This is a genomic window from Pseudomonas sp. NPDC089918 (genome assembly GCF_050280605.1).
Classification (GTDB): Bacteria; Pseudomonadota; Gammaproteobacteria; order Pseudomonadales; family Pseudomonadaceae; genus Aquipseudomonas.
On sequence record NZ_JBNNVP010000067.1, the window covers coordinates 1 to 19090 of the forward strand.

The 19090-nt window shown below is 57.0% G+C and carries 25 protein-coding genes; 7 read left to right on the forward strand and 18 right to left on the reverse strand.

All coding sequences use genetic code 11. The annotated features are described in order from the left end of the window. Positions 1-169 precede the first annotated feature (169 nt). Genes rplT through thrS form a run of 4 tightly spaced genes read right to left on the reverse strand, consistent with a single transcriptional unit; the run spans position 170 to position 3283 of the window. On the reverse strand, positions 170-526 hold the full coding sequence (rplT, locus tag ACQKPC_RS28580) for a 50S ribosomal protein L20 (RefSeq protein WP_007905879.1): 357 nt from the start codon (positions 524-526) through the stop codon (positions 170-172). A 28-nt stretch (positions 527-554) separates the two neighbouring features. After that, a complete protein-coding gene (gene rpmI / locus ACQKPC_RS28585) occupies positions 555-749 on the reverse strand; it encodes a 50S ribosomal protein L35 (RefSeq protein ID WP_002553160.1) in 195 nt (64 codons plus the stop codon). A gap of 60 nt (positions 750-809) precedes the next feature. Then, the gene (gene infC / locus ACQKPC_RS28590; protein WP_172435341.1) at positions 810-1361 is read right to left on the reverse strand and encodes a translation initiation factor IF-3; all 552 of its coding nucleotides are present in this window, start codon (positions 1359-1361) and stop codon (positions 810-812) included. Beyond that, positions 1361-3283, reverse strand: a complete 1923-nt coding sequence (gene thrS / locus ACQKPC_RS28595; protein ID WP_427627977.1) for a threonine--tRNA ligase — start codon at positions 3281-3283, stop codon at positions 1361-1363. The genes infC and thrS overlap by 1 nt, the downstream gene beginning before the upstream one ends. 374 nt (positions 3284-3657) lie before the next feature. Here thrS and ACQKPC_RS28600 point away from each other — a divergent pair, with 374 nt between their 5' ends. Both ACQKPC_RS28600 and ACQKPC_RS28605 read left to right on the forward strand, forming a co-directional pair. Then, positions 3658-3960, forward strand: coding sequence for a hypothetical protein (locus tag ACQKPC_RS28600; RefSeq protein WP_007905881.1), 303 nt, complete (start codon positions 3658-3660; stop codon positions 3958-3960). Between the two features lie 290 nt (positions 3961-4250). Beyond that, entirely contained in the window at positions 4251-4463 is a 213-nt protein-coding gene (locus ACQKPC_RS28605; protein WP_007905882.1) for a cold-shock protein, read from the forward strand. 72 nt (positions 4464-4535) lie between these two features. On the opposite strand, the gene ACQKPC_RS28610 is transcribed toward ACQKPC_RS28605, so the two are convergent. Both ACQKPC_RS28610 and ACQKPC_RS28615 read right to left on the reverse strand, forming a co-directional pair. Further along, positions 4536-4853 (reverse strand): I78 family peptidase inhibitor, encoded by a 318-nt coding sequence (locus ACQKPC_RS28610; RefSeq protein ID WP_427627980.1) that lies wholly within the window; start codon positions 4851-4853, stop codon positions 4536-4538. 165 nt (positions 4854-5018) lie between these two features. Next, positions 5019-5324: a hypothetical protein gene (locus ACQKPC_RS28615; RefSeq protein WP_008075867.1), complete on the reverse strand. Its 306-nt coding sequence runs from the start codon at positions 5322-5324 to the stop codon at positions 5019-5021. A 131-nt stretch (positions 5325-5455) separates the two neighbouring features. Between ACQKPC_RS28615 and ACQKPC_RS28620 the strand changes: the two genes are divergently transcribed. Continuing rightward, the gene (locus tag ACQKPC_RS28620) at positions 5456-5662 is read left to right on the forward strand and encodes a hypothetical protein (RefSeq protein WP_063340416.1); all 207 of its coding nucleotides are present in this window, start codon (positions 5456-5458) and stop codon (positions 5660-5662) included. A 38-nt stretch (positions 5663-5700) separates the two neighbouring features. Here ACQKPC_RS28620 and ACQKPC_RS28625 read toward each other — a convergent pair whose 3' ends face one another. From ACQKPC_RS28625 to ACQKPC_RS28660, 8 genes are all read right to left on the reverse strand, one after another. Beyond that, complete coding sequence (locus ACQKPC_RS28625; RefSeq protein ID WP_427627982.1) at positions 5701-6729, reverse strand: nucleoside hydrolase; 1029 nt, start codon at positions 6727-6729, stop codon at positions 5701-5703. 33 nt (positions 6730-6762) lie between these two features. Then, positions 6763-7167 carry a D-ribose pyranase gene (rbsD, locus tag ACQKPC_RS28630; protein ID WP_427627984.1) on the reverse strand — a complete coding sequence of 135 codons (405 nt, stop codon included), beginning with the start codon at positions 7165-7167 and terminating at the stop codon, positions 6763-6765. Beyond that, complete coding sequence (rbsK, locus tag ACQKPC_RS28635; protein WP_427627986.1) at positions 7164-8081, reverse strand: ribokinase; 918 nt, start codon at positions 8079-8081, stop codon at positions 7164-7166. Before rbsK ends, rbsD begins: the two co-directional genes overlap by 4 nt. Positions 8082-8124: 43 nt before the next feature. Next, on the reverse strand, positions 8125-9144 hold the full coding sequence (locus ACQKPC_RS28640; protein ID WP_427627988.1) for a LacI family DNA-binding transcriptional regulator: 1020 nt from the start codon (positions 9142-9144) through the stop codon (positions 8125-8127). A 3-nt stretch (positions 9145-9147) separates the two neighbouring features. Then, a complete protein-coding gene (locus tag ACQKPC_RS28645) occupies positions 9148-10125 on the reverse strand; it encodes an ABC transporter permease (protein WP_007905898.1) in 978 nt (325 codons plus the stop codon). After that, the gene (locus tag ACQKPC_RS28650; RefSeq protein ID WP_427627990.1) at positions 10122-11675 is read right to left on the reverse strand and encodes a sugar ABC transporter ATP-binding protein; all 1554 of its coding nucleotides are present in this window, start codon (positions 11673-11675) and stop codon (positions 10122-10124) included. The genes ACQKPC_RS28645 and ACQKPC_RS28650 overlap by 4 nt, the downstream gene beginning before the upstream one ends. A gap of 56 nt (positions 11676-11731) precedes the next feature. Next, the gene (locus tag ACQKPC_RS28655; RefSeq protein ID WP_008075878.1) at positions 11732-12688 is read right to left on the reverse strand and encodes a sugar ABC transporter substrate-binding protein; all 957 of its coding nucleotides are present in this window, start codon (positions 12686-12688) and stop codon (positions 11732-11734) included. A 179-nt stretch (positions 12689-12867) separates the two neighbouring features. Further along, positions 12868-13320: a hypothetical protein gene (locus tag ACQKPC_RS28660; RefSeq protein WP_008075879.1), complete on the reverse strand. Its 453-nt coding sequence runs from the start codon at positions 13318-13320 to the stop codon at positions 12868-12870. A 336-nt stretch (positions 13321-13656) separates the two neighbouring features. On the opposite strand from ACQKPC_RS28660, the gene ACQKPC_RS28665 reads away from it, so the two are divergent. The 3 genes from ACQKPC_RS28665 (at position 13657) to ACQKPC_RS28675 (ending at position 15892) form a co-directional block, all read left to right on the forward strand. After that, the gene (locus ACQKPC_RS28665; protein ID WP_401177078.1) at positions 13657-14745 is read left to right on the forward strand and encodes an asparaginase; all 1089 of its coding nucleotides are present in this window, start codon (positions 13657-13659) and stop codon (positions 14743-14745) included. A 162-nt stretch (positions 14746-14907) separates the two neighbouring features. Beyond that, positions 14908-15198: a DUF1654 domain-containing protein gene (locus ACQKPC_RS28670; RefSeq protein WP_032830731.1), complete on the forward strand. Its 291-nt coding sequence runs from the start codon at positions 14908-14910 to the stop codon at positions 15196-15198. A gap of 4 nt (positions 15199-15202) precedes the next feature. Then, positions 15203-15892, forward strand: coding sequence for an endonuclease (locus tag ACQKPC_RS28675; protein ID WP_427627993.1), 690 nt, complete (start codon positions 15203-15205; stop codon positions 15890-15892). A gap of 74 nt (positions 15893-15966) precedes the next feature. Here ACQKPC_RS28675 and ACQKPC_RS28680 read toward each other — a convergent pair whose 3' ends face one another. Continuing rightward, on the reverse strand, positions 15967-16332 hold the full coding sequence (locus ACQKPC_RS28680; protein WP_063340424.1) for a hypothetical protein: 366 nt from the start codon (positions 16330-16332) through the stop codon (positions 15967-15969). Positions 16333-16581: 249 nt separating this feature from the next. Between ACQKPC_RS28680 and csrA the strand changes: the two genes are divergently transcribed. After that, positions 16582-16776 carry a carbon storage regulator CsrA gene (gene csrA, locus ACQKPC_RS28685; protein ID WP_007905913.1) on the forward strand — a complete coding sequence of 65 codons (195 nt, stop codon included), beginning with the start codon at positions 16582-16584 and terminating at the stop codon, positions 16774-16776. 194 nt (positions 16777-16970) lie between these two features. Here the strand turns inward: csrA and ACQKPC_RS28690 are convergent, their stop codons facing one another. The 3 genes from ACQKPC_RS28690 to ACQKPC_RS28700 form a co-directional block, all read right to left on the reverse strand. After that, positions 16971-17426 (reverse strand): DUF2214 family protein, encoded by a 456-nt coding sequence (locus ACQKPC_RS28690; RefSeq protein WP_427627995.1) that lies wholly within the window; start codon positions 17424-17426, stop codon positions 16971-16973. Positions 17427-17637: 211 nt separating this feature from the next. Then, positions 17638-18123, reverse strand: a complete 486-nt coding sequence (locus ACQKPC_RS28695; RefSeq protein ID WP_427627997.1) for a hypothetical protein — start codon at positions 18121-18123, stop codon at positions 17638-17640. A 176-nt stretch (positions 18124-18299) separates the two neighbouring features. Next, positions 18300-18767, reverse strand: coding sequence for an anti-virulence regulator CigR family protein (locus ACQKPC_RS28700; protein ID WP_192343331.1), 468 nt, complete (start codon positions 18765-18767; stop codon positions 18300-18302). Between the last annotated feature and the right edge of the window lie 323 nt (positions 18768-19090).

A 19090-nucleotide genomic window follows, 5' to 3' on the forward strand; every position in this document is an offset into this window, starting at 1 on the left:
GGTTGGCCTATGGCACACGGAGGACAATAATGCCCCCCTTTGTATAAAGGAGAGACTCACCCCATGTGGTTCAAAAACCTGCTAGGGAAGAGCCTTCAAGCTCTTCCCCTATTTATGACGTTTAACACCTGGCCCCACAGAGGTGAGGCCGGGTGACTGTCGGGGGTACTTAAGCCAAGGTGGCTTTAGCTTTCTCGACAATCGCAGCAAACGCCGCTTTTTCGTTCACTGCCAGATCAGCCAGAACCTTACGGTCGATCTCGATGGACGCTTTTTTCAGGCCGGCGATGAAACGGCTGTAGGACAGACCGTTGATACGTGCACCAGCGTTGATACGAGCGATCCACAGAGCGCGGAACTGACGTTTTTTCTGACGACGGTCACGGTAGGCGTATTGGCCTGCCTTGATTACCGCTTGCTTGGCAACACGGAATACGCGCGAGCGAGCGCCGTAGTAGCCTTTAGCAAGTTTCAGAATTTTTTTGTGACGTTTACGGGCAATGACGCCACGCTTTACACGAGCCATGAGTTACTTCCTCTATTCTTGACTAAAATTAACGAAGGCGCAGCATGCGCTCGACTTTTGCCACGTCAGACGGATGCAGCAAGCTGCTACCGCGCAGTTGACGCTTACGCTTGGTCGACATTTTAGTCAGGATGTGGCTCTTGAAAGCGTGCTTGTGCTTGATACCGTTAGCAGTTTTCAAAAACCGCTTAGCAGCACCACTTTTAGTTTTCATTTTTGGCATGTTCGGATACTCCGCATTCAGTTGATAAACATAATCAGAAGGCCTGCCGTGCCCTATTGATTACTTCTTCTTTTTCGGGGCGATGACCATGATCAGCTGGCGTCCTTCCATCTTAGGATGCTGTTCGACCGAACCGTACTCGAGCAAGTCACCTTCAACTCGCTTGAGGAGTTCCATCCCCAGCTCCTGGTGGGCCATCTCACGGCCGCGGAATCGCAAGGATACCTTGGCCCTGTCCCCATCACTCAGGAAACGTACCAGGTTGCGCAGTTTTACCTGGTAATCCCCTTCCTCCGTCCCTGGACGAAACTTGATTTCTTTAACCTGAATCTGCTTCTGGTTTTTCTTGGCCGCGGCAATCTGCTTCTTCTTCTCGAAGATCGATTTGCCGTAGTCCATCAGTTTGCAAACAGGGGGTACTGCATCGGCGGAAATTTCCACCAAATCCAGTTTGGCCTCTTCAGCCTTAAGAAGCGCGTCTTCAATTGACACAATCCCAAGCTGTTCACCTTCAGCTCCAATTAACCGAACCTCGCGTGCCGAGATATTCTCGTTGATCGGGGCTTTCGGTGCAGCTCGTTTATCTTGTCTCATTTCACGCTTAATAATAATTACTCCGAATCTGGGCGACCACGCCGGGAAACCGCTTGCGCGAGAAACTCAGCGAACTGGGCGACGGGCATCGAGCCCAGGTCAGCACCTTCACGAGTACGCACAGCGACAGTCTGCATCTCGACTTCCCGATCTCCGATAACCAAGAGATAGGGAACCTTGAGCAAAGTATGCTCGCGGATTTTAAAGCCGATCTTTTCATTTCTCAAGTCAGACTTGGCACGAAATCCGCTTTCATTGAGGGTTTTTTCAACCTCAGCGGCAAAATCAGCCTGTTTATCAGTGATATTCATGATCACTGCCTGGGTCGGAGCCAGCCACGCGGGGAATGCACCCTCGTAGTGCTCGATCAGGATTCCGACGAAACGCTCGAAGGAGCCCAGGATCGCCCGGTGCAACATAACCGGGTGCTTGCGACTGTTGTCTTCAGAGACGTATTCGGCTCCCAGACGGACAGGCAGGTTAAAATCGAGCTGAAGGGTACCACATTGCCAGACGCGGCCGAGGCAATCTTTCAGCGAGAACTCGATCTTCGGACCGTAGAACGCACCCTCGCCCGGTTGCAGATCGTATGGCAAGCCAGCGCTATCAAGGGCTGCAGCCAGTGCAGCTTCGGCGCGATCCCACAGTTCGTCGGAACCGACGCGTTTTTCCGGACGAGTGGACAGCTTCATCTCGACGTCTTTGAAACCGAAGTCGGCATAGACGTCCATGGTCAGCTTGATGAACGCAGCGGATTCGGCCTGCATCTGCTCTTCAGTACAGAAGATGTGAGCATCGTCCTGAGTGAAGGCGCGAACGCGCATGATGCCGTGCAGTGCACCCGACGGCTCGTTACGGTGGCAGGCACCGAACTCGGCCAGACGCATCGGCAGCTCGCGGTAGCTTTTCAGGCCCTGATTGAACACCTGCACGTGGCACGGGCAGTTCATCGGCTTGATGGCGTAGTCGCGGTTTTCCGACTGAGTGGTAAACATGTTGTCGGCGTAGTTGGCCCAGTGTCCGGATTTCTCCCACAGGCTGCGGTCAACGACTTGTGGAGTTTTGATCTCCAGATAGCCGTTGTCGCGCTGAACCTTGCGCATGTACTGCTCGAGCACCTGGTACAGAGTCCAGCCGTTCGGGTGCCAGAACACCATGCCCGGCGACTCTTCCTGGGTGTGGAACAGGCCCAGGCGCTTGCCGATCTTGCGGTGATCGCGCTTTTCAGCTTCTTCGATGCGCTGGATGTAAGCCGCCAGCTGCTTCTTGTCCGCCCATGCGGTGCCGTAAACGCGCTGCAATTGCTCGTTCTTGGCATCGCCACGCCAGTAGGCGCCGGACAGCTTGGTCAGCTTGAAGGATTTCAGGAAGCGCGTGTTCGGCACGTGCGGACCGCGGCACATGTCGACGTATTCTTCGTGATAGTACAGACCCATGGCCTGCTCATTCGGCATGTCTTCGACCAGACGCAGCTTGTAGTCTTCGCCGCGGGCCTTGAACACTTCGATCACTTCGGCGCGCGGAGTGACTTTCTTGATCACATCGTAATCTTTCTCGATCAGCTGCTGCATGCGCTGTTCGATGGCGGTCAGGTCGTCCGGCGTGAAAGGACGCTCGAAGGCGATATCGTAATAGAAGCCTTCGTCGATGACCGGACCGATGACCATCTTGGCCGTCGGGTACAGCTGCTTGACCGCGTGGCCAACCAGGTGGGCGCAAGAGTGGCGAATGATCTCCAGCCCCTCTTCATCCTTTGGCGTAATGATTTGCAGCGAGGAATCGCTGTCGATGATGTCGCTGGCGTCGACCAGCTTGCCATTGACCTTGCCGGCCACGGTGGCCTTGGCCAGACCGGCACCGATGGATGCGGCGACCTCGGCTACGGAAACCGGGTGATCGAATGAACGTTGACTGCCGTCGGGAAGAGTAATAGTTGGCATGGCGCCTCCTCTCCTAGTGGTGACCCCTACCAAAGGTCACGTGGGTTGGGATGAGCCAGTACAAGATCCGATCCAGGCCATTCAATGACGAACGCCTGCCTTACAGCGGCAGGAGCCTTGCGGCCAACCGGAAAACCGAACCAGAGTGACTGGGATTCAAATCAGGGTTATTCGAGCCGCTGCCGCTGCCGGGACTGAAGGTCATCCGGAGCTTGCAAACGCCCGAGCGAGGCATGCTAGCACAGATGAACGGTCGTCGCGGTGGCAAGGTTTTCTGCCGGGGCAAATCACGCATTTTTATGCCAGAGTGATGAACTTGAACCCTGCTTTACCCCTCAGATAACAAGACATTGACCCAAAAGGAGCATCCCAGCATGCGTCTGAATCGTTTATTCGCCATCGTCGCACCCGTCGTCCTGTTGCTGCCGCTGGCTGCCCATGCCGATTGGCCAAAGGGCGAGCGCGAGAAATACATGGCTCAGTGCACTCAGGCGGCCACTCCGCAGATCGGCGCTGCGGCAGCCAAGTCACACTGCGCATGTGGTGCCGACGCTATCAAATCGTACCCGGCCAGCGACATTCAGTCGTTGATGGACAACAAGGCCAGCCCGGAACTGCAACAGAAGGCACTGGGCCAGATCGCCAAATGCAAGGCCAATGCACCGGCGAAAAAGTGAGAAAAAAGTCCTTGTGACTCGGCCCATCGCTGAAAAAAAGGGCCGGATTTCAGCTTTTTCGTACGATTTATGCAGGTTTTACAGCTTTTTTTATTGTCTTTACTTTCGGCTGAAAGCCTTTTAAACCGGGGCTTTCAGCCATACGAAGCAACAAAGCAAACGCTACTGAAGGGCAAACAGCACACCCGGGGGGCTCCCAAAGCGAACATTTCGACTATGATACTCCGGTGTGCCCAGTTGGCCTGAGCAGCACAGTACTACTGAAAATATATGTTTCTTGGAGATACACCATGTCTAATCGCCAAACCGGCACCGTTAAATGGTTCAACGATGAAAAAGGCTTCGGCTTCATCACTCCTCAAGGTGGCGGTGACGACCTGTTCGTACACTTCAAAGCTATCGAAAGCGACGGTTTCAAAAGCCTGAAAGAAGGCCAGACCGTTTCCTTCGTGGCTGAGAAAGGCCAAAAGGGTATGCAAGCTGCACAAGTCCGCGCTGAGTAATTTTCAGCCGCACTAAAAAAACCCCGTCCATGTGACGGGGTTTTTTATGGGCGAAACAAAAGCCTGAAGCAATCAGCCGCAATTAACGCGGGTGACCACCAGATTGTTATCGGTGTTCAGGTTCAAGCGATCGGAGCGGTATTCCAGGGTCACCATGTCATCAGGCTTGAGGAACCGGGCATTCTGCGCGCCTGAGCGGGTGCGTGCCTGCTCCAGCAATTGGGGCGACGCCTTTTTGCCAATGGTGAATTCGGCAGCTTTGGCTTCACAACGGCTGTGGCCGGTATCGGTCGTCACGGGGTCCTTTGCCGACTCGGTGGACGTACTGCTGCAACCGGTCAGCAGAGTGGCGGCCAACAAAGTACCCAATGACGCGAGCTTCCAAGGCATGAAGCCTCCTTTTTTCAATAGTTAAGCTGAGATCGTGCGACCGCCATCTCGGCGTTTGGTTTCAAGATGAGTACCATCGCCCCGCCCTCGATCCGGACAGTGGCGAGTTTGCCTGAGCATCACCCTGCCGTTCATCATTCAATCGTGACTGAATATGAACAGCGATCAATAGACGTCGATGTAGTCGAAAGGCGGTTTCGGCCAGTTCTCCTTGAGCGCATTGAAAATCTGCATCACCCAGACCTCGTCGCTGGCCGCGACCAATCCGACATAACCGGAGCCCTTGGCCCAGGTTTCCAGGCGAAACAGCAACCCGTCGATGTCCGTACCGCCCACAATACCCGACGAAATGTAGGCGATGCCGCCCTTGGTGACCCGCAACTGAGTGTGTTCATCGTCGCTGGCAGAGGCCAGCAACTGACGCACCGCTTCGAGGGTCAAGCCGTCAGGAGTGTTCAAATCGATCTGCACAGCACGGTCCTTGAAAATTCGTCAAAGACCAAGTGTCGCATAGCCCTCCCCTCATGCCTAAGTCGGAGTGCCAAACGCCGCGCAAAATGGTTAACTCGATACTCAGCCTTTCCGACTTCACGAGCGCCATCATGACCACCGTAAGCATCGACGCCGACATCAAAGCCAAGTGGCCACAAGGCCACAGCTCTTACAGCCCGGGTAGCCCGGAAGAGCTGGCAATCATTGGTATCGATTTGCTGGTCAAGGAACTGGGAACACAAGCCGCACAGACATTCATCAAACAGGTTCTGGAGAAGTACCCCGCCGACTATAAGGGCGCAACAGAGACCGAGTAGCGCAAAAACCCGCAGGCTGACACCTGCGGGCCTATGACTTACTTCAAACGAGACAGACGCTGGGTCAACAGGTCGAAGAAGCCCTGAGCGTCGCCGCTTTCAACCCAGAAGGCATTTTTCGGTGCCTTCAGCCCGTCATACCAGTCGACAATGGTCTGGCCGAAGGTCGGCCCTTCGCGACTATCAACCACTACGTTGACCGAACGCCCGGTGAACAGCTCCGGCTTGAGCAGGTAAGCGATGACTGTAGCGTCATGCACCGGGCCACCCGGAATGCCGTAGTGCTCCATGTCGCCTTTGACGTACTCGTTGAGAATATCGCCCACCAGCTTGCTGGCATTGTTGTTCAGTGCGGCGATCTGCTTCAGGCGCGCTTCACTGGTCAGAATCTTGTGGGTCACGTCCAGCGGCAGGTAGGTCAGCTTGACGCCACTTTTCAGCACCACTTCTGCAGCCTGAGGGTCGGCGAACAGGTTGAATTCGGCCACCGGGGTAATGTTGCCGCCATTGAAATGCGCACCGCCCATGATCACCACTTCCTTGATGCCCTGAACGATTTCAGGCTCCTGGATCAGCGCCAGCGCCAGGTTGGTCTGTGGACCGAGCATGGCGATGGTGATGCTGTGGGGTTTGGCGGTCTTCAGGGTATCGATCAGATAATTCACCGCATTGCCTTCGGCCAGGCCTTTCTTCGGTTCGTGCACCGTGACACCCGACAGGCCTTCCTTGCCGTGGATGTTCTCGGCATAAATCGGCGTGCGCATCATTGGTTTCGGCGCGCCCGCGTAAACAGGCACCTCCTCGCGCCCTGCCCACTCGCGGGCGAGACGCGCATTACGCGAAGTCTTGTCCAGACGCACGTTGCCCGCAACGGTGGTCAGCGCACGAATATTCAACTCCTCCGGCGATGCCAGGGCAAACAGCAAGGCGACCACGTCATCAGCACCCGGATCGGTGTCGATGATCAAGTCGATCTTTTCCGCCGCGTGGGCGCTTGTTGCGGTAATCAGGGACAAAAGCAGCAGACTCCGAAGCAGATGGTGCAGTTTCTGAGCATAGCGGTGCATAGCGCACTCCTTGTGCGTGGGAAGAACGGAACGTTAAAACGTTACTCCAGCCACCAGTACGATGTTGCAGTACGGCTGACATTCGCCTGTACGAATAATCGCCCGTGCTTGTCGGCTGAGCACTTTGAATTGGTCGTGACTGAGCAGTTCGCGCCGGCCCAGCGCACCTTCGGCATTCAGTTCATCCAGTGTGCTCAAGGCCGACGGTTTCTTGTCCAGAATCTCATGGGCCAGCACATGGCTTTCGACCTGCATTTCGCTCAGTACGACCTTCAAGGTACTGATGAAATCCGGAATGCCGTGAGTCAAGGCCAGGTCGATCAATTCGACGCCGGGTGGAACCGGCAGGCCGGCATCGCCGATCACCACCGTGTCGCCATGGCCCAGGGAGGCGATCAGCCGCGACAGCGCGACGTTGAGCAAAGGAGTCTTTTTCATGGTGCTTTAAAGGCCTGTACGTCGGACAAGGTGGGAATCGAAGGTTGCGCGCCAGCCCGGGTGACCGACAGCGCTGCGGCGACCTGGCCGAAACGGATCGCATCGGCCTCGCGCTTGCCGGCCGCCAACGCCGCGGCGAAACCACCGACGAACGTGTCGCCGGCTGCGGTGGTATCGACCGCCTTCACTTTCGCTGCCGGGAAATGCTCGAAGCGTTGGCCATCGGCGAACAGTGATCCTTGAGAACCCAGGGTGATGATCACTTTGCCGGCGCCCATGGCGATCAAGCGGGTGGCGGCAGTTTCGGCGGTGCTCAGGGAGTCCACCGGCAAACCGCTCAGGGCCGAGGCTTCGCTTTCGTTGGGGATCAGGTAATCGATGGCCGCATACCAATCCGCCGGCAGCGGGCGGCTGGCCGGCGCCGGATTGAGAATCACGGTTTTACCCAGCTCACGACCGCGCTTCAGAGCATGGCCGACCGTGGCATCCGGTACTTCCAGCTGACAGATGATGACATCCGCCGCTTGTAACACCGCGTCAAAACGGTCGATCACTTCGGGCGTGAGCGCACCGTTGGCACCGGCAACAATCACGATCGAGTTCTGACTGTTGTCATCGACCACGATCAACGCTACGCCACTGGAATCTTCGACCGTGCTGACCGCCTGGCAATCGATCTGCTCGGCCAACAACGCCCCGCGCAGCGCTTCGCCATAGGCGTCGTTGCCGACACAACCGACCATCGACACTTGCGCCCCCAGCCGCGCCGCAGCCACGGCCTGGTTCGCGCCCTTGCCGCCGGAAACCGTGGCAAACGATTCGCCGATCAGCGTTTCACCACCACGGGGCAGCCGTGGCGCCCGGGTTACCAGGTCCATGTTCAGGCTGCCTATTACCACTACTTTTGCTGGCATACATCACTACTCGTCAATTCTGTTTCTGCGGTGCTTTTTGGTTTTAGCGGTATTGGGCGAACACACCGGCCAGCGGCGCAGTCGATTCGCGCAGGACGATACTGGGCTTCACGATGCGCTGATCAGTCGCCAGACCCGGCGTGGCAATCCTGCGCAACAGCACTTCGGCCGCCATCTCGCCAAGCTGCAGGATCGATTGACCAACGGTGGTCAGCGCCGGATAGACGTAACGGCTCATCTGGATGTCGTCGAAGCCGATCACCGACAACTCGGTGGGCACACGAATATTGCGCTCGGCAGCGGCGCGCAACACACCGATGCCAATCATGTCGTTACCGGCGAAGATCGCGCTAGGCGGGTTGTTTTCCAGCAGTATCGCGGCGGCGTTGTAACCACCAGTGCTGGTGAAGTCGCTTTCCAGCATGCGCTCGCGCGGCACTTCGACGCCTGCCTCTTTCAAGGCGCGGCAATAACCGGCCAGACGCATCTGCGCCACGCTGGTACTCGCCGGCCCGCCAATCGTGGCGATGTCCCGATGCCCCAGATCCAGCAGGTGCCGGGTCGCCAGGTAGGCACCGTATTCATGATCGATGCGCACCAGATCGGCATCGAGACCTTCGAGCCCACGGTCGACGATTACCATCGGCGTACGCACACCCGCCAGACCTTCGGCCAGACCGCTATCACCCCCGGCTGAGGCAACGATCAGGCCGTCAATGCGTTTTTCCAGCAACACGCGAAGGTAACTGCGTTGCTTTCCCGGGTTGTCGTCGGAGTTGCAGAGGATGACGCAATAGCCGTTGCGCTCGCAGTAATCCTCGATGCCACGGGCCAATTCAGCGAAGTACGGGTTGAGGCTGTTGGGCACCAGCAGGCCGATGGTCGCGGTGGTTTTCGCTTTCAACGACCGGGCCACGGCACTGGGCACGTAGTCGAGGCTTTTGATCGCCGCCTCGACCTTGACCCGTACTTCCTCACTGACCGGCCGCGTCTTGTTCACCACATGGGAAACCGTGGTGTAGGAGATGCCCGCGAGTGCCGCTACATCCTTGATTGTTGCCATGACTCAGGTCCGCCGGCTTGCGCGCTGACTGCGATAAGTATCAAGCACCACCGCCACCACGATCACCGCACCGGTGATGATGCGTTTGGTGGGTTCGGTCGCGCCGATCTGCGCCAGACCGGCCGCCAGTACCGAGATAATAAGGACGCCAAAGAATGTACTGATGACCGAGCCGCGCCCGCCCATCAGGCTGGTGCCGCCGATCACGACCGCGGCGATCACCTGCAGCTCCAGACCGGAGCCGGCGTTCGGGTCCGCCGCTTCCAGGCGAGAAATCTGAAACAACGCGGCGATACCGGCCAGCAGCCCCATCAGACTGAAGACCAGGATCTTGTAAGGTTTCGGATTGATCCCCGCCAGACGCACCGCCTCTTCGTTGGTGCCGATGCCGATCAGGTAACGACCGAACACCGTACGCGTCAGCACAGCCTGGGCGATGAAGATAATCAGCAAGGCAATGATGAACGACGGCGAGATGCCGAAGGCGATCGGGTTGGACAGCCAGGCGAAGGCATCACCGATGTAGGCGGTGCGCGAACCGGTCATTTGGTACGCCAGGCCCCGCGCCATTTCCAGCACACCGAGGGACACGATGAACGACGGAATCCGCCAGGCCACGGTGATCGAGCCGGTGATGGTCCCGGCCAATGCCGCCACCGCCATGCCGAGCAAGGCCGCAGGCAAGACGCTCCAGCCCCAACCGAGAATCGCCACGCTGACCGCCGAGGCCGCGAGCGCCAGTACCGACCCCACCGACAAGTCGATACCGCCGATGATCAATACGAAGGTCATGCCGACCGCCAGTACCATCAAATCGGGAATCTGGTTGGCCAGAGTGCTGAAGGTGTCGTAAGACAGGAAATGGCTGCTCAGGACCGAGAACAGCGCGACCATCGCCAGCAAGGCACCGGCCAGGCCCAGATATGTGCCGAGTCCGTAAAAATTGCCACTACGTTTGCCGGCCAAAGATGCAGTATTCATGGAAGATCCCTAGGCGCTGCTTCGTTGAGCAACGCATCACGTTTTTGGTAGCCGGCGAAAGCGGCGGCAAGCAAATCATCCTGGGTCCAGCTGTCACGCTCGAAGGTGTCAATCAGACGCCCTGCGGACAGCACACCGATGCGATCGCAGATCAGCATCAGTTCGCGCAGGTCGCTGGACACCACTACCAGCGCTTTGCCCTGACGGGTCAACTCACCGAGTAATGCGTAGATATCGAACTTGGCGCCGACGTCGATGCCACGGGTCGGCTCGTCGAACAGCATCACCGTGCAGTCGCGCTCGAGCCAGCGGCCGATCACGACTTTCTGCTGATTACCGCCGGACAGTTCCGATACCAGTTGCGTCGGGCTGGAACTGCGAATGCGCATGGCGTTGATCTGACGCTGGGCCAGAGACATCTCGTCACCGTTGTTGACGAAGCCGCCGCTGGAAATCACCGGCATATTGCCCAAGGCAATGTTGGCGCTGATCGATTGTGTCAGCAGCAGGCCTTCGCCTTTGCGGTCTTCGGTGATCAGGGCGATGCCGTGACCAACCGCGTCGGCCGGCGAACGAATATTCACCACCTGGGCCGACGCGCCCAGCGCGACGGTGCCGCTGTCGGCTGTATCGGCGCCGAAGATCAAGCGCAGCAACTCGGTGCGCCCTGCCCCGATCAAACCGGAAATCCCGAAAATCTCGCCGGCGCGCACTTCGAAAGACACGTCGCGGACCTTGTCAGAACGGGTCAGCCCTTTGACCGTCAAAGCCGGCGCGCCGATCTTGCGCGGCCCCATGTCGATGTGCTCGCCCAATTCACGGCCGACCATCAAGGTGACCAGTTGCTCGCTGTTGTAATTGGCCATCGGCTCGACGCAGACCAGGTTGCCGTCGCGCAATACCGCGATGCGCTGGGCCACCCTTGCCAGTTCTTCGAGGCGGTGGGAAATGTAGATGATCGACACACCACGAGCCTGCAGGCGAGTGATCTGCTCGAACAGCATTTCGACTTCACGGGCCGTGAGCATTGCTGTCGGCTCGTCGAGAATCAGTACGTGGCAATCGCCGATCAGGTTGCGAGCGATCTCGACCATTTGCTGATGACCAATACCTAGCTCACCAACCAAAGTATCTGGATCGATGGCGTCCAAGCCGACCTGGGCCATGGCCTCGATCGCCGCCTTGCGCAATTGCTTGCGGCTGATCCAGCCACCGTGACTGGGCAGGTTGTCGAGAAACAGGTTTTCCGCCACCGACAACGTCGGCAACAGATTGAGTTCTTGCATGACCATACGGATGCCCAGCTCTTCGGCCTGGCTCCGGCTGCCTGGACGGTAATCCTGCCCCTGGAATTGCATCTGGCCGGTGGTCGGCGTGACCAGTCCGCCAATGATTTTCGACAGCGTGCTTTTGCCGGCACCATTCTCACCGGTCAGCGCCAGCACTTCACCGCGCATCAGCGTCAGGTCGATACCGGTGAGGACAGGTTGGGCATAGGTTTTACCGATACCGCTGACCGAGAGGACAGCGTTCGGGGCGCAAACGGACATAAAAACTCTCCATGTGCTCGCCCCAAGAGGCGAGCACCGTTGTGTCGCCAGAAAGACTACTTGGTAACCAGCTCTACCGGAGTTTCGATGACGCCGTTGGCGCCGCTATCGACTGTCTCGCCCTTGATGATTTTCAGCGCAGTCTCAATGCCGAACACCGCTTGCCGGGCAGCAAACTGGTCGGCGGTGGCCAGGACGCGGCCATCCTTGAGCATTGGCTTGATGGCGTTGATGTTGTCATAACCAACCACCTGCACCTTGCCGGCCTTGCCCGCCGCGCGCACGGCAGATACCGCGCCGACCGCCATACTGTCGTTGCCGGCCAGCAGGGCCTTGATGTTCGGGTATTCGCTGAGCATCGACGAGGCAACCTTGCCGCCCTTGTCGATTTCCCAATCGCCGGACTGCAGGGACACGACTTTGATCTGCGCCGCCTCCATCGCATCCTTGAAGCCAGCCGTACGCTGCTGGGCGTTGGTGGTGGTGGAAACGCCTTCGATGATGCCGACTTCGTCACCAGCCTTCAGCTGTTTGGCCAGGTACTCACCCACCAGACGCGCGCCTTTGCGGTTGTCCGGGCCTACGAACGGAACGGTGATGTTTTTGCTTTTGACCACGGCCGGGTCCAGCTGATTATCGATGTTGATCACGGTGATGCCGGCATCGACTGCCTTCTTGATGACCGGGACCATGGCCTTGGAGTCTGCCGGAGCGATGACCAATGCGTTGACTTTGGACAAAATCATTTGCTCGACGATGCGCGTCTGGCCGGCCGTGTCCGTCTCGTCCTTGATGCCGTTGGAGATCAGCTCGAAGTCGCCGGAGTGGTCTTTCTGGTAAGCCTTGGCGCCGTCTTCCATGGTCAGGAAGAATTCGTTGGCCAGGGATTTCATGACCAATGCGACTTTAGGTTTTTCAGGGGTTTCGGCGAAAGCCGAAGAGACTGGCAACGCGGCGGATGCGGCAGCCAGCATTGCGACAGCGAGAAGACGTCCAGCGAATGGCAGCTTCATGGGTTCACTCCGATCTTATGATTATTCTGAGCAATGCTTGCGCTGGACTCTGCCCTTACGGGATCAAGCCATCAAGGGCGACCGCGCAAACGTTTGCGTAGACCGAACTATGCGAACCCTATCGAGATTTGTCAACGACCCGTTCTGTGTCTCGGTTGGCAAAAGCCAACCCTTTTACATCACGCTGTGGTGCTGACCAGACTGCCACTGCTGGAACCCTTGGCCAGCTCTTTGACCAGATTGCCTGTCACTTGCGCGAGCGCACCGCTGGTATCGGCGATTTGCCCCTGAATCGACATGACCGCGGTGGCTTTGGCTTCCGGGGTCGGATAATTCGCTGCCTGAGCGGCCGCCAGTTGTTGCTGCTGTTCGCGCAGTTGCTGCTGAAGTTCCTGCATGCGTTTGAGCAGTACCTGCACCGCAATACTTTGATTGCTGCTTTTTTCGGATTTGCTTTCGCCCTGAGTCTGCGCACCGCCACCGGTTCTGACTTGGTTGTCACTACCCGCCTCTTCACCCAGCGCTTGGGCTGAGGCGTCGGACGTCGCTTCACTCAAGGCGTTGATGGTCGCCGGGGACTTGCCCGCGATAGTGATGGCACCTGCATTTGGAAAACCGACAGTAAACGACATATGAACTCCTGGAAAAGATCCCTTTAAAGGAGCATCGACCTGCACGGGGGTTTCTTTAGCACTGATTTCCGATTTTGCAAGTCGACTGTCTCAATGAGGGTCGGAGAGCCGAACGTAAAAGCTACACATGTTCGGAAACCCGGACACCCAAGTGTGAATACTTTTCCAGACGTTTCAATAACTCATATAAAAATCATATGGTTAAAAGATCTTATTGTTGAATATCAGGCTGGTACAGATCCTGCTCTTCTCCTACACCCCCGGCGTTCAGATCTGCTTGGGGGCGTGTCTAGATGAACCTGCATCCGCAACGTTTCACTACGAGAGAAAACAATAATGAAATCTGCCTTCAACACTTTTATTCCGGGCGCTTTGGCCCTGCTATTGCTTCTGCCCACCGCCCTTCAGGCAAAAGAAGTCGAAACCCAACAGAAATTGGCAAACGTGGTGATCCTGGCCACTGGCGGCACCATTGCCGGCGCGGGAGCCAGTGCCGCGAATAGCGCCACCTATCAAGCGGCGAAAGTCGGTATCGAACAGCTGATCGCAGGGGTTCCGGAACTAAGCCAATTGGCCAACGTTCGCGGCGAACAGGTCATGCAGATCGCATCCGAAAGCATCACCAACGACAACCTGCTGCAACTGGGCCGTCGCGTGGCTGAACTGGCCGACAGCAAAGACGTCGATGGCATTGTCATCACCCACGGCACCGACACGCTGGAAGAAACCGCTTACTTCCTCAATCTGGTGGAAAAAACCGACAAGCCGATCATCGTCGTAGGCTCCATGCGCCCTGGCACCGCCATGTCGGCCGACGGCATGCTGAACCTGTACAACGCCGTCGCCGTGGCCAGCAGCAAAGACGCGCGCGGCAAAGGCGTACTGGTGACCATGAACGATGAAATCCAGTCGGGTCGCGATGTCAGCAAAATGATCAACATCAAGACCGAGGCGTTCAAAAGTGCCTGGGGCCCACTGGGCATGGTGGTCGAAGGCAAATCCTACTGGTTCCGCTTGCCAGCCAAGCGCCACACCATGGATTCGGAATTCGACATCAAAACCATCAAGAGCCTGGCTGACGTCGAAATCGCCTATTCCTATGGCAACGTCAGCGACACCGCCTACAAAGCCCTGGCTCAATCGGGCGCCAAAGCCATCATCCACGCCGGTACCGGCAATGGCTCGGTCTCGTCCCGCGTGGTTCCCGCCCTGCAAGCCCTGCGCAAGGACGGCGTACAAATCATTCGTTCTTCCCACGTCAACGCCGGTGGTTTCGTGCTGCGTAACGCCGAACAGCCTGACGACAAGTACGACTGGGTTGTGGCTAACGACCTGAACCCGCAAAAAGCCCGCATCCTGGCCATGGTCGCGCTGACCAAGACCAACGACAGCAAAGAGCTGCAACGGATGTTCTGGGAATACTGATCCACCCTCGCCCGACCTGTTCTGGTCGGGCATCGCTGCCACCACTCGCCAGCCTTGGTGAGTGGTTCACGACCTATTCCGATAAAAAATTTCCCATCGTCCTACACCAAACGGAAAAAACTACTGTCAGAGGATTTTCTTGAATTTTAAGCAGTTGCGAAAATGCTTACAGTTAAATACTGTATGCCCGTACAGCTTAATAAGGATAATTCCGTGGCCACTACCTCTGTCTCTCCTGATACCTATGAACGCCTGGGTATGCGCATTCAGAAAATCATCAATTCCCCCACAGCCCAAAAAGCCAAAGCGGCACTGATCTTCCGTCTTCCAGATGAACCGGTGGATGAGTGGGAACGCTTGCTCGAAGAAATCGACGAGAACGATAACGTCACCCTCGCCCATCGCGACGATGGCGGTGTGCAGATTTTCTGGGTTGTGCCAAAGGAAGACTGAGTCAATGAGTGTCCGCTGGTTTGCTTTACTGCTGCTGCTCATCACCCTCGGCGCCCAGGCTGGCGCCCCACGCACCTTCAACGAAGCAAAGAAAGTCGCGTGGAAGTTGTACGCCCCGCAATCCACCGAGTTTTATTGCGGCTGCAAATACACCGGCAACCGCGTGGACTTGGCCGCCTGCGGCTATGTGCCGCGCAAAAACGCCAAACGCGCCTCGCGCATCGAGTGGGAGCACATTGTCCCGGCCTGGCAGATCGGCCATCTGCGCGAATGCTGGCAACAAGGCGGTCGCAAGAACTGCACACGGTACGACCCGACCTATCAGAAAGCCGAGGCCGATCTGCACAATCTGGTGCCGAGCATCGGCGAAGTGAATGGCGATCGCAGCAACTTCAGCTTCGGCTGGTTGCCCGTGCAAACCGGTCAATACGGTTCGTGCCTGACACAGGTCGACTTCAAGGCGAAGAAGGTCATGCCCCGCCCTTCCATTCGCGGCATGATCGCCCGGACTTATTTCTACATGAGTAAGCAATACGGCTTGCGCCTGTCAAAACAGGATCGGCAACTGTATGAAGCCTGGAATAAAACCTATCCGGTACAAACCTGGGAACGTCAACGCAATCAGAGCGTTGCGTGCGTGATGGGGCGCGGCAACGAGTTTGTCGGCCCGGTGGACATGAAAACCTGCGGCTGACCGGCCGCTGAAAACACAAAGGCCTGGGGCGTTACACCCCAGGCCTTTGTTCGTTTCTAAACGCCGTTTTTTGTTTATTGAGCCGTCGGATGTTCGACCACCAGCGACTCGATATTCCTTTTCTTTGCCCGGGTGAGCGCTGCCGTCACCTCAGCTTGCTTGGCTTCTGCCTCGGTTTTCGAATTAAACGGCCCTATCAGGATCCGAACCTTTCCATTCTCCCTGATGACGCTGGAAACGAAGCTATGCTCAATCAGCCAGCCGCTCAGGTCGCTGACCGCCTGGGGGGTTTCGCCGCGCACCTCGACGTCCCATTGCGGACCGGTTGTCGCCGCGGGTGCGGAAGCGACTGTCGGTTGCGGCTTTTGCGCGTTAACCCCCTTACCCTCATCGCACCCGGCCAACGTCAATACTGCGATTACCAAGGCCACTTTGCGCACAACGCTTCCCTCTGAATGCTGAAAGCAGCGATTTTAACACTCATGGATCCTGCTCGAGCGCCGCAAAATGGGCGCAAAACAACGAGAATGATGGTTGCGGCCTCTGTATAGTTACGCCTTGGGAATTAATGCAGCATCTGCGCGTCAGAAAGAGGCACCCAAACTGCGAGACTTCGCACTAATCTATACCTATACCGACCTCTGCACTGTCCGAATCAGGTGCCCTACAAAGCAATCAAGGAGAAAACCATGCTGATACTCACCCGCAAAGTCGGTGAAAGCATAAACATCGGTGACAACATTACGATCACCATTCTGGGCGTTAGCGGCCAGCAAGTCCGGATTGGCATCAACGCCCCGAAAGACGTTGCGGTGCATCGCGAAGAAATCTATCAACGCATTCAGGCCGGCCTGACCGCCCCAGACAAACCGCAAACACCCTGAATCCTGCTGTGGTCAGTAGCCAGCCCATTCTGCCTCGAATAACGGCTGGCTAAAGATTCAAGCACCGCATCGCTCTCCGCCCAGCCTCTCTTTGCTATGCCTTCGCAACGTGGAGCCGATACTAGCGCCCTCGCCTCATGCCTGACTGTCAGACGTTTCGGATTTGCTGCGAGAAAGGGCTTCCTCCTTCCCGGCTAGCCAAACGCGACCCCACGCGCCATGCCCGTGGCGGCCACAACCATCAGCACCAGCAGCAGCGCCTCGATATGACTGATACGAGCAAATAGCGTTGCGCGCCCGGTATCGATCGCCGCCCCACGACCCAACGCAATCCGCCATTTGATCAGCGCCACCATCGGTGCAATTTCAAGCAGCAGGATAAGGACGAAGAGCGTCATTTTGAGGTGAAACAGCGGCTGGTGAAGGTAGTAATCAGTGCCTTTTTCATACCCACCAAAAGCTCGCATCCCTCCCGTGACCAAGAGAATGACTGCAGAGATCCCCCACAGATTATCCGCCACCAGAACGCTGCGCGCCTCCCCCGTCCCGGCAATCAGACGACGTAAAGCCGTACCGCGGGTCAGTACCGCCCAGAAGCCTAGCGCAAAGGCCAAGAGGTGAATCGCCGCCAGAAACCAGTGAGCCAGCATCGACATACTCCTTACAGACGAAGTTGAAACAGCCCTACAGTAGTAGTTCATCGGCGGGGATTTGCCCACGCACGCGGCTCCGCTGATTATCCGCAATCACCACCGCCAGGGTGATCAGTATGCCGGAGGCTTCAACGCCAGACAGAATTGGCAAATAGCGGGCACAAAAAAGCCGGGCTCCTGATGGATACCCGGCTTTGAGAACCTGGACTTAATCCGTTCTTTTTGAAGTCGAAGTGCGAGCGTTGCTTAGTCCTTTAGCATTGTGATCGCCAGGCGTAGAGGCCGAAATGGCAGAAGCCTTCGTTACTCCTCGCGTATCCCGGGAATTCGCAATGCCCGAAGTCACCGAACCATGGCCGCTATCACCATTACGATCATTACCGTAGTGGTTGCCACTGAGACCACGGTCGCGTACAGCTTTGCCTGCGTGATCACTGCTCAAGCCATTGCCGTGGCCATTGCTGACGCCGCCGGAATGGCCGGAACCACCGTGGCCACTGCCATTACCGCCACCATTGCCACCACCGTTACCACCACCATTGCCGCCGCCGTTACCACCACCACCACCACCACCACCACCATCCTTCGCATAGGCGGAACTCATGATGGACAGGTCAGCGGGCAATAAGGGGGCGGCTGCGAGCATCATCACGCATGACATGACGGCTGCAAAACTCTTGTTTTTTAATAACATGGGGAGATTCCGTGTGGTTGATATTGCACGGAGTAATTGACTGTTTCGGCGGCACACAGTTCAAAGGTCAACGACCAACGGCAGGCAATGTGCAGTTATCGAACAATGCACATTGCTTCCCGTGATTTACAGGTCGTTATGCTGCGAGGACACGATTGAATTGGTCAGTTTCATTATCAATCGAATGCGCCATTGAGAACCTCGTAGATAATCCCGGTAGCGATCGCCACCAATATCAAGTCAGTGCCAGCCTGCCGCCACTCGTAGCCATCGTAATGCGGAAGCCTGCCGAGCAATCGGCCATCGAGTTTTTTGGCGATCCCCGGCGGTAGCGGTTTTCCACGGGCGAGGTTTTTTTGAATGCCGGGTGGCAAGGCGGGCCCGGGGCTCCAGTAGTCGCGATAACCACCCAGGATACCGAGGACACTTCCGTGGTTGATGCTCGGGCCGTGACTCCAATCGTCCCCCCCTGAACCTTTGCCTTTGTTTCCATGGCTGGCGTTGCCATGGTCCTGGATGTTTTGTGGATTTCCCTTGCCGCTTCCCTGGCCCTTCCCGTTTCCCGGGTCGGCCAATGCAGTCATTGAACCGGACGCCAAGGCAAGACACGTCATAGCGGCAATCAACGAGCGAGATCTAAACATATCCGTTCTCTCAGAAAGGGGATGCCCCCTGCAATGTAGACGGTTATGGCTGTGTTAGTTCAGAAACTCTGTTCGCTGAAGGTGGCGACAGGCCAGACGGGAAAAACCGAACGATTGGAGAGCAAAGCTGGCCCAGTCAGTTGATAACCGGGAAAAGAAAATCGAGCACCTGGAGGTGGGCGCCGAGTTGGCGTTTTAAGTGGGGTTTTGCAAAAGTTTTGCAAATCGCAGTGTCTAGTCCTGAAATAGGTTTACACCTGTTTCACCCTAACGCCCGATGCACCGCATCGGGCGTTTTGTATTTCAAAGACAGGTGCGGACGC